This is a genomic window from uncultured Ruminococcus sp. (assembly GCF_946415235.1).
GTDB lineage: Bacteria > Bacillota > Clostridia > Oscillospirales > Ruminococcaceae > Ruminococcus.
Map to the genome: position 1 here is coordinate 1 of NZ_CAMKRR010000116.1, position 8,564 is coordinate 8,564.

The 8,564-nt window shown below is 44.5% G+C and carries 8 protein-coding genes, 1 tRNA gene and 1 pseudogene; all 10 read left to right on the forward strand.

The window, feature by feature from the left end; all coding sequences use genetic code 11:
• Positions 1–548: 548 nt before the first annotated feature.
• Positions 549–1,124 (forward strand): annotated as a pseudogene (locus Q0R37_RS13915) (glycoside hydrolase family 16 protein); the annotation flags it as partial.
• A 369-nt stretch (positions 1,125–1,493) separates the two neighbouring features.
• Positions 1,494–2,705, forward strand: a complete 1,212-nt coding sequence (locus Q0R37_RS13920; protein WP_294755160.1) for a sugar-binding protein — start codon at positions 1,494–1,496, stop codon at positions 2,703–2,705.
• A gap of 136 nt (positions 2,706–2,841) precedes the next feature.
• Positions 2,842–4,377, forward strand: coding sequence for a multiple monosaccharide ABC transporter ATP-binding protein (gene mmsA, locus Q0R37_RS13925; protein ID WP_294755161.1), 1,536 nt, complete (start codon positions 2,842–2,844; stop codon positions 4,375–4,377).
• A gap of 19 nt (positions 4,378–4,396) precedes the next feature.
• Positions 4,397–5,578, forward strand: a complete 1,182-nt coding sequence (locus Q0R37_RS13930; RefSeq protein WP_294755163.1) for a sugar ABC transporter permease — start codon at positions 4,397–4,399, stop codon at positions 5,576–5,578.
• A 72-nt stretch (positions 5,579–5,650) separates the two neighbouring features.
• Positions 5,651–5,938: a hypothetical protein gene (locus Q0R37_RS13935; RefSeq protein WP_294755164.1), complete on the forward strand. Its 288-nt coding sequence runs from the start codon at positions 5,651–5,653 to the stop codon at positions 5,936–5,938.
• Positions 5,931–6,374, forward strand: coding sequence for a hypothetical protein (locus tag Q0R37_RS13940; RefSeq protein ID WP_294755165.1), 444 nt, complete (start codon positions 5,931–5,933; stop codon positions 6,372–6,374). The genes Q0R37_RS13935 and Q0R37_RS13940 overlap by 8 nt, the downstream gene beginning before the upstream one ends.
• Before the next feature lie 126 nt (positions 6,375–6,500).
• Positions 6,501–7,055, forward strand: coding sequence for a sigma-70 family RNA polymerase sigma factor (locus tag Q0R37_RS13945; protein ID WP_294755166.1), 555 nt, complete (start codon positions 6,501–6,503; stop codon positions 7,053–7,055).
• Between the two features lie 5 nt (positions 7,056–7,060).
• Complete coding sequence (locus Q0R37_RS13950) at positions 7,061–7,264, forward strand: hypothetical protein (protein ID WP_294755167.1); 204 nt, start codon at positions 7,061–7,063, stop codon at positions 7,262–7,264.
• A gap of 218 nt (positions 7,265–7,482) precedes the next feature.
• Positions 7,483–7,558, forward strand: a tRNA-Trp gene (locus Q0R37_RS13955).
• Positions 7,559–8,369: 811 nt separating this feature from the next.
• Positions 8,370–8,564, forward strand: a 195-nt coding sequence (locus Q0R37_RS13960) for a transposase (protein ID WP_294755168.1), incomplete at its 3' end; no start/stop codon positions are given.

Consider the following 8,564-nt stretch of genomic DNA (forward strand, 5'->3'; position numbering starts at 1 on the left):
AGAACAATGACTGGAATAACTGGAACAACGGTCAGCAGCAGAACAATGACTGGAACAACTGGAACAACGGTCAGCAGCAGAACAACGACTGGAACAACTGGAACAACTGGGATGTAAACAACTGGAATAACCAGAACCAGCAGAATGACTGGAACAATTGGAATAACGGTCAGCAGCAGAATAACGATTGGAACAACTGGAACAACGGTCAGCAGCAGAACAATGACTGGAATAACTGGGACGTAAACAACTGGAACAACAATCAACAGTATGATTGGAACAACCAGAACCAGCAGAATTACGACTGGAATCAGCAGAACAACGACTGGAACAATCAGAATCAGCAGAACTATGACTGGAATCAGCAGAATAACGACTGGAACAACCAGAATAACAACAATTCATGGTACAACTGGGAAGTAAATGACTGGAACAATCAGCAGAATAATAATCAGCAGTCAGGCAGCGTACCCGCAGGTACTGAAATGAACAAGTCGGCTACAATGACTGATGATTTCAGAACAGGCTCTTCACGTTACTTCATAGCTTCTGACGGCTGGGAGAACGGCGATCCCTTCGACTGCGGCTGGTATGCTTCACAGACGGGCTTCAGAGACGGAACTCTCACACTCAGCATCGACAGGGACAATACAGGCAAGTATAACTATGCAGGCGCTGAGTACAGGACTACCGATTTCTACAGCTATGGTTACTATGAGACTTCGATGCAGCCTATCAAGAACACCGGTGTAAATTCGTCATTCTTCACTTATACAGGCGAGTCTGACGGCAATCCGTGGGATGAGATAGATATCGAGTTCCTCGGCAAGGATACCACAAAGGTACAGTTCAACTACTACACCAACGGACAGGGCAACCATGAGAAGCTTTATGACCTCGGTTTCGATGCTTCACAGGGCTTCCATACCTACGGCTTTGACTGGCAGCCCGATCATATCACATGGTATGTTGACGGCAAGGCAGTTTATACAGCTAATGACAATATTCCAAGGACCGCAGGCAAGATCATGATGAATGCATGGCCGGGAAGAGGCGTTGATGAGTGGCTCGGACACTATGACGGAAGAACTCCGCTCACAGCACGTTACCAGTGGGTAACATATACCAAGCACTAAGTGACAGCAAATAATGCTTTTTATAAGTAAATAATTACTAAGCGGGAGCAATATCAGATCATTGCTCCCGCTTTATTTTGTTATCTGATTTGTGTGGAACTATGTGGACATTAGCAGGTTTTTTCTTGTCCTTTCTTGTAATAATCTTTAAAAAAATCACAAAACGTATATAATCCTTTAGCATATTTCACATATTTGCCGCTTCCGAATTATACAATTCACCAAAGTTAATATATAACATATTGACAATGAGGGTAATATTGTGTAGAATACTAAGTATCAGGGGATAAGTTATAAAATATTGTATGGCAATAATTTTTTCACATATTAATTTTAACATTTAAGGAGGAAAATCTAATGAAAAAGTTTCTTGCAGTACTCTCAACTCTGGTGATGGTTGGATCACTCGCTTCATGCGGCGATAATTCTTCATCATCGAACAACAACAGCAGTAACGACACTAAAACAACTACCGCAGCTAAAGAAGAAGCTACCGAAGCTAACAACAACGGCGGCGAGGATACCAGCAGCGGTAAAAAGACTGTCGGAATTGCTATGCCTACAAAGTCTCTCGAGCGCTGGAACCGTGACGGTGAATACCTCAAGGACCAGTTCGAGGCAGCCGGATACGATGTTGATCTGAAGTATTCTGATAACAAGACAGAACAGCAGAACAACGATATCCAGTCAATGATCGCTGATAAGGTAGACCTTCTCCTTATCGCAGCTATCGACGGTGATACCCTCTCTCAGACACTCGCCGATGCTAAGAGCGCAAATATCCCTGTTATTGCTTATGACCGTCTTATCATGAACACAGACGCAGTTTCATACTACGTTTCATTCGATAACTACACAGTTGGTAAGCTCCAGGGCGAATTCGTACGTGATGCTCTCAAGCTTGACAGCGAGGCAGGTCCTTTCAATATCGAGTTCACAGCAGGCGACCCTGCCGACAATAATGCAGGCTATTTCTTCAACGGCGCTTATGACGCTCTTGAGCAGTACATCAAGGACGGCAAGCTCAAGGTACCGTCGGGCAAGACAACTTTCGAGCAGGTAGCTACACCTACATGGTCAACAGATACAGCTCTTGCAAATATGCAGAACACACTTGCTTCTTACTATTCCGACGGAACACAGCTTGATGTTGCGCTCTGCTCAAACGACTCAACAGCTCTCGGTGTTGCACAGGCTATCAGCTCTGACTACAGCGGCAGTAATACTCCTATCGTAACAGGTCAGGACGGCGATATCGCTAATCTTCAGAATATCGTTGACGGCAAGCAGTCAATGACAGTATACAAGAACGTAAGTGATGAAGCAGGCGTTACTCTCGACGTTGCAAAGGCTATACTCTCAGGTCAGACACCTGACGGAAGCCTCAGCCTCTCTGCCGAAGCAGCATATGATACAGAGTCATATAACAACGGCGTTAAGGTAGTTCCTTCATATCTGCTCGTTCCTTATGTTATTACAAAGGATTCACTGGATAAGCTTGTAGATACAGGTCTTTACAAGTGGGACAGCAACAACAAGTATCTTGAATCAACAGCTTCAACAACATGATGACGAAATAACATTATTATAGTGTCTGAAAAAAGGGGGGACGGACTAAGTCCGCCCTTTTTTCTGAATGAAATTAGGCACATTCGGAAAAATACCCCTAATAAAGAAGCTCAGACATGGTAAAGGAGGGATATAATTGGCAGAATACATTCTCGAAATGAAAAATATCACTAAGGAATTCCCGGGTGTAAAGGCTCTTGATAACGTTAATCTTCAGGTACGCCCCGGAGAGATACACGCTCTTGTCGGCGAAAACGGCGCAGGCAAATCAACGCTTATGAACGTTCTCAGCGGAACCTATCCTTTCGGAAGCTATACGGGCGATATCGTATACAACGGTGAGGTCTGCCAGTTCAAAACGCTGCACGACAGCGAGGAAAAGGGAATAGTTATCATACACCAGGAGCTTGCACTGATCCCCGAGCTTTCCATAGGAGAGAATATGTTCCTCGGAAATGAGCGAAAGGGACGCTTCGGTATAGACTGGGACAAGACCTATTACGAAGCGGGCGAGCATATGAAGCAGGTCGGTCTTAAGGAAGAGGCCACCACTCTCATAAAAGATATCGGTACAGGCAAGCAGCAGCTCGTTGAGATAGCAAAGGCTCTCAGCAAGAACGTAAAGCTGCTCATACTCGACGAGCCGACTTCTTCACTGAACGAAGAGGATTCAAGGATGCTTCTTGATCTCCTTCTCAGCTTCAAGAAGGACGGCATGACTTCGATCATTATTTCCCATAAGCTAAACGAGATAGCTTACGTTGCCGATAAGATCACGGTGCTTCGTGACGGCTCGACTATCGAGACTATCGACAATGAAGGTCATAACATTGATGAAGCACGTATCATACGCGGAATGGTAGGACGTGAGCTCAGTGACCGTTATCCGTCACGTGAGCACAATGTCAGCGACAAGGTAGGCATGGAGGTAAAGAACTGGAGCGTACACCATCCTATCTATAACGAAAAGAAGGTCGTTGACAATGTATCGTTCAACGTACACCGCGGTGAGATAGTAGGCTTCTCGGGCCTGCAGGGCGCAGGACGAACCGAGCTGGCAATGTCTATCTTCGGACGCTCCTACGGTACGAATATCAGCGGTGAACTCAGGATCGACGGTAAGGATAAGAGCCTGAGAAATGTCCGTGACGCTATCGAGGCAGGTCTTGCCTACGTTACCGAGGACAGAAAGGGAAACGGTCTTATCCTTGAACAGAGCATTGCTCAGAATACTACCATGGCACGTCTCGAAAAGGTGTGCAGCAAGGGTATCGTGGACATAAACAAGGAAAATGCAGTGGCTGAGGATTACAAGGAAAAGCTCCGCACCAAGACACCTTCCGTACAGCAGGCTGTCGGCAATCTTTCAGGCGGCAACCAGCAGAAGGTGCTCCTTGCAAAGTGGATGTTCGCCGATCCCGAGGTACTCATACTTGATGAGCCCACAAGAGGTATCGATGTCGGTGCAAAGTATGAGATATACTGTATAATGAATGATCTTGTGGCACAGGGCAAATCCGTGATAATGATATCGTCTGAAATGCCCGAGCTGCTCGGTATGTGCGATCGTATATACGTTATGAACGAAGGCAGAATGGTCGCGGAGATGCCTGCATCCGAAGCAACGCAGGAAAAGATAATGTCCGCTATCCTTCAGTCTGACAAAAAATAAATGATCGAAGGAGTGTAACATGAACACTAAAACATTCATAAAAAAATACACCATGGTCATTGCTCTGGTCGTGGTATTCATATTCTTCTCTATGTGGACAGAGGGACGTCTCCTCTATCCTCAGAACCTTTCAAATCTTCTGATACAGAACGCTTACGTTCTGGTACTTGCCTGCGGTATGCTCATGTGTATCCTCACAGGCGGTAACATCGACCTTTCGGTAGGCTCCACAGTCTGCCTGGTGGGCGCTGTAGCCGCTCAGATGCTGACCAAGCATAATATGGATCCGCTCATCGTTATCTGCCTCTGCCTTGTATTTGCTTGTCTTATCGGTATGTGGCAGGGCTTCTGGATCGGTTACATACATATCCCTCCGTTTATCTGTACTCTTGCGGGAATGTTCCTGTTCAGAGGCTTCGGACGTGCGATACTCGATTCAAAGACTATCGCTATCCCGCAGACAGAGGGCAGCGTAGGAAAAAGATTCCTTGATATCTTCGCTTCCTATATCGAAGTCCCCGGAGTCGATACCGATAAGGTAAAGTGGTCTGCTTTCATTCTTGGTATCATTATTGCGGCAGCTCTCGTTGTAATTACAGTTCTTAACCGTATCAAGAAGGCTAAGAAGGGATACAAGCAGGCATCGGCTTTATCACAGTTCGCAAAGGTGATCGTTATTGACTTCCTTGTGCTTGCCTATACATGGAAGATAGCTCATTATAAGGGTATCCCTGTAATGGCTATATGGGTGCTTGCAGTAGTACTGATCTATGCATTCATCACCTCAAAGACCGCTTTCGGACGCTACTTCTACGCAGTCGGTGGAAACGAGAAGGCTACAAAGCTTTCGGGTATTGATACAAAGAAGGTATACTTCCTTGCTTATACATCCATGTCGCTCCTTGCAGGTCTTTCGGGACTTCTCGTTGCAGCCCGTGTAGGCTCTGTAAACGGCGATACAGGTAACTCATTCGAGATGGACGCTATCGGTTCATGCTTCATCGGCGGTGCTTCAGCATACGGCGGAAGCGGTACTGTAGGCGGCGTCGTAGTCGGAGCTATACTCCTCGGCGTTATCAACCAGGGTATGTCCATCAAGGGACTTGACAACAACTGGCAGTACGTAGTCAAGGGCGCAGTTCTTCTTATAGCTGTTATCTTTGACGTTGTATCGAACAAAAAGACAGGTAAGGCTGGCTGATAAAGATATTTGCGGCTCGGGAAGCAAAACTCCTGAGCCGCTGTCAGTTTAAAAGCATTGAGAGGTAAAAACATGAACATGAGAAAATACGATCAGGAAAAATGCTCAAAGGCGGGAAAGGGGGCTGCTCTCAGAGCGGTAGTCGCAGTATATGTCGCGTATCTTGCGTACAAGATAGCGGCTGCGGAGAATACTTCCATGAGCCTTACAACTGCGCGTATCATCGCCGCGGTCTTTATTGCGGCGGATATCGCTTTTGTCATATATGCCTGTGATCTGTTCCGCAGAGAGATAAAGGCTGCCGTTATGACCGATGAAGCAGCTGAGACAGGGGAGAGAACAGAGGCGGAAAATGAGTGAATACAAAAACGGCCTTTCTGCCATAAAGGCTCTGTATGAGGAGTATATCACAGAGGTGGAGCAGCTTGAACGCGATAAGAAGCCTGCTGACGGACTTTTAGGGTTCGGGAAGAAAATTTCCGACGATCCCTGTCATGACCGTTTTTCGGAGCGCCTTAGGAAAATGCTTGAGGATTATGCCGCTGAAAAGCCCGATACGTCAGACGTCAGAGCAGTTCTTGAGTATATCTACAGCATACAGACTGAGCATAAAGATCCCGTCAGCGCTTACTGGCTCATGAATGCAGTACATGGTTTCACAGTTGATCTTGTGAAAATTCTGTCCCGTGAGGACGCTTCCGCGCTTTGTGAGTTTTATGAGAAAAAATGTCCGCGCAGTGAGAGATTCCCTGTGCAGAAAAAGGTGATAAAAGCACTTAAAAGTGCCGCAAAATAAAAAATGTCTCTGCCGAACTCAGGTACGGCAGGGATTTTTTATTAAAATATAAATATTAGTTTCAGGCAGTCACACAGAAGCTGGATTCTGTAATAGTAATATATGAAAATGCAGGGAGGTTTGCTGATGACGGGAAGTGAATTGAAAGAGCTTATCCTATCATCTCCGCAGAAGGGGCAGCGGAGATTTTATAATGAATATAAAAACTATGTTTATACTATCGTCTGCAGCAAGCTCGGAAAATGCGGTGCAAGAGAGGACATAGAAGAGTGTGTGAGCGATGTCTTTGCCGAGATATTTATGAATACCGACAAATATTGTTCGGCGGGCGATCTTAAAGGCATAACGGGTATCATAGCCAAAAGAAAGGCGATACGTGCCTATCACAGGCTTTCACGCAGCAGGTTTTTGTTTGATGAGCTGGATGACAGTGTCTCGGATCGGTACGATATATCGGCAGAGAGTGAAAAAAAGGAAAAAAGCCGTATCCTGTTCGGCAAAATAAAGGAGCTCGGCGACCCCGACAGCGCTATAATCCTTATGAGCTTCTTTTACGGACTGGATTCGGGACAGATAGCTTTAAGACTTTCCATGAAGTCTGCCGCTGTCAGAAAAAGAAAGCAGCGCGCATTAAAAAAGCTCAGGTCACTGCTGAGCGGAACAGGTATCGGTGAGGAGTGATAAAAATGAAAAAGAAACAGCTGTTTGATGATCTCAGATATGCAGATGACGATATCCTCGGTGAAATGGCAGAGCTTTGCAGACCGCTGGACAAGGCAGCCGACAGGCGCATTTATTCAAAGATAAAAAGAAAATGTAAGGTAGAGGTCTGCGGCGATGATAATAAAAGAGGAGAGCGATTATGTCTTCAATGGCGAAAGAACTATTGATGAATTCGTTAATATCATTAAGAGCCGAATCGGTCTCTATATGAGCGAAACACAGTAAATACCCGCAAAGCCGCTGAGTTTTCAGCGGCTTTGCCATTTGTACAGATAGCAGGGAAATGAATTATAGTTAAAAAATAAAATTTTCTTAAAACTATTGACATATCTTTGCCACTCTGATATAATTATTATGTTGCGATTGGGCAACAGTTATTATCAATAGGGGTATAGCTCAGTTGGTAGAGCAGCGGTCTCCAAAACCGCGTGCCGAGGGTTCAAGTCCTTCTGCCCCTGCCAAATATAACAACTACTTAGAGTACAGGATTGTGTTCTGAGTACTTGTCATATCTACTTGATTATATAATAAGTTCGCAACGCTTCATGGTGAGCTAAAGTGTTATCGCAGTTTTTAGAATAACTGCCAGTAGCTGCTTCATATATACATTAAAGGTTATGTCATTCTTTATTATATATCTTTGAGGTTCTTACTCAAAGCCGCTCGCACGGAAGTATCATTATCACATTCCTTGTCATCGCCCCTCAAGAACAACTTGAGATTAGAAGAATTGTGTTTATCGCTGATCTGATTGTTTGCAGACTCGCAGGTCATGGGCGCACATCTTCTTTGGCTATCGATATTCACCACACCGACAGAATGCTAATGTTAGGTACAGCATGAAGTATTACTTATTCTATTTTCAAGATTCATGTTTAAAGCAATAAAAAAGACAAGCCCTTCAGACGTAACAACACACAAATAATCTGAAAGGCTTGACAAGTTCTATTTTTAAGTGTTATAATAAAATATGCATGACACCATGCATTACAACACACAAATAGCATTCTCACTAAGGCATTCGTACGTTGTCACCGTCTGTATGATTAAGAGGCGTAGTCGGTCGCCAAACCGTCTATGCCTTGTGGGGGTGCTTTTTATTAGCTAAATGTATTATATCATTGTTTTTTCTATATGTCAACCCCTTTTTGAAATAATTTTTACATAGCAATTTTTGATTATAAATAGCAATAACCGCCTAATTTGATATAATCCCCTTAGAGTAGACACACGAAAAAACAAAAGTGTTAAAACTCTAAGGGGGTAATTTTTATGTCACGAAGGAAATTAACAGATGAAGAACGAATTGCAGCTGTGCAGGATGTTCTTAATGGAAATGGAGGCTGTAAGCAAATTGCTCCAAAATATGGAATAAACCATGAAACATTAAGAGCGTATGTAAGGATTGCACTAACTGAAGGAATAGATGCGGTTAAGGTATCCGGATCAAACAGGAAATATTCAGTT